The sequence below is a fragment of the Clostridium sp. FS41 genome, from assembly GCF_000954015.1.
Lineage (GTDB): Bacteria > Bacillota > Clostridia > Lachnospirales > Lachnospiraceae > Enterocloster > Enterocloster citroniae.
This window is the reverse complement of the sequence record NZ_JYHN01000084.1, coordinates 1-1,676: the sequence shown is the minus strand read 5'-3', so window position 1 is coordinate 1,676 and position 1,676 is coordinate 1. Positions and strand designations below refer to the sequence as shown.

Annotated in this window: 2 protein-coding genes and 1 pseudogene; all 3 read left to right on the top strand. The window is 48.5% G+C overall.

Going from position 1 to position 1,676, the window contains the following annotated elements:
* Window positions 1-563: tail fiber domain-containing protein (locus tag CLFS41_RS26375; protein WP_161797517.1), on the top strand; the 563-nt coding region annotated here is incomplete at its 5' end.
* Window positions 553-933 carry a hypothetical protein gene (locus CLFS41_RS26370; RefSeq protein ID WP_045094046.1) on the top strand — a complete coding sequence of 127 codons (381 nt, stop codon included), beginning with the start codon at window positions 553-555 and terminating at the stop codon, window positions 931-933. The genes CLFS41_RS26375 and CLFS41_RS26370, both read left to right, overlap by 11 nt.
* Window positions 933-1,676, top strand: a pseudogene (locus tag CLFS41_RS30295) (hypothetical protein); the annotation flags it as partial. The gene CLFS41_RS26370 and the pseudogene CLFS41_RS30295, both read left to right, overlap by 1 nt.

Below are 1,676 nucleotides of genomic sequence, written 5' to 3'. Positions count from 1 at the left end.
CAGTGGCCAACTGCAATACAATAAGCAACCGCAAAACAGCCTACCTATCTGCATCCGCATTGTATCCAGGGGCAAACGGGGCATTTACCCTGGGCACATCCTCCCTCCGATGGGGGCAGATATATTCCACGGCAGCCAGCATATCAACCTCTGACCGTAACCAAAAACATGACGAGGCGGAGTTGGATGAGGAGCGGGCAACTGCGCTGATCATGGGCGCAAGGCCGGTGACCTACAAATACAATGATGGGACATCCGGACGTACCCATTGGGGTCTAATCGCGCAAGACATTGAGACACTGCTGACTGAGATTGGAATAGATGCGGAAGACTTTGCTGGGTTTGTCAAAAGTCCAAAGGAACAGGCAGACGAACGGACCGGGGAGTTAAGCCCTGTGTTGGATGAGGACGGTAACCCGGTTTACGAGTATGGCCTACGCTATGAGGAGTTTGTGGCGCCGTTGATTAAGATGGTACAGGCACAGCAACGCAAGATAGACAGTTTGGAGGAGCGGATGCGGAAACTTGAGGACACGATGGGAGGATTGACCGGTGAACACTAAAACATATTATTTGCGGTCTGATCGGACCATAACTGATGACCCAGCGGATGTAGAGCGGGTGGACGGCACCACAAAAACGGTATTCATCGAGGCAGAGTCCGAAGCCGAGATGTACCAAGAGGCGCTGAATGAGTTTAAGTCCAATTCCTACAACCATTCAGTCAACGCTAAATTTCTGCTTGATTCCAGACTATATGATCCAAAGGATCTGTATGTAGGCCGGAAGTGCCGCATATTGTCAGAAACGGCAGGAATTAAGGAATCCATGGTCACAGCCGTGGCCAGGAAAGAAAACAGCGATTGCATAGAGGTGACATTCGGGAATCTCCCGGTCACATTAACTAGAAAAATCAGAAAGGGGATGAAATAGTGCTTGAGGGACGTACATTTGATAAATGCCTATTGACTTCCAAACAGCATGCGCATTTCCAAAAACTTTTTTTAAACAATACGGACGGAGTAACAAAGGGCTGCGAGATATCACAGTCAGGCGGGAACATATACGTACAGAAAGGCTTTTTTGTGATCTCTGGACGTTTTATGGAGGTCACTGGTGTTGAAACAATCCAAACACCTACGGTTACATCTGGAACCCTTTATTGCAAAATGGTTTGCGAGATTGATCTGTCAAAGGTCAACACAGAGAGCGAATTTACCCAAGGATATTTTAAGACACTGACCAGCGCGTCCGGCTATCCATCATTGATCCAGGAGGATCTGGATAACGATGGGACCATATATCAGATGCCATTTTGTCAATACACCAAAACAACAGAAGCCATTGGATCATTTTTGGACATCCGGCCTATATTTAATCTGGAATCAGTATGGGCTACGGTGTCTGACAACAACGCTGTGTACAAAAATACATTTGATACGTACTTTGCGGCTCAATCCCAGACGATCGGGCAGATGATAGAGGACCTTCAGGGGGACGGATATTTGTTGATGTCAGATGCACGGAAGCTGCCAATAGTAACGCTGCCGGCAGCAGGGTGGTCCGGATCCACCCCGTATACACAGACGGTTAATGTGTCCGGGATAACAGCGGATGATACGCCGGTCCCGCTGCTTGATGTATCAGGGGCGACTAGCTGGGCCAATGAGAAACTG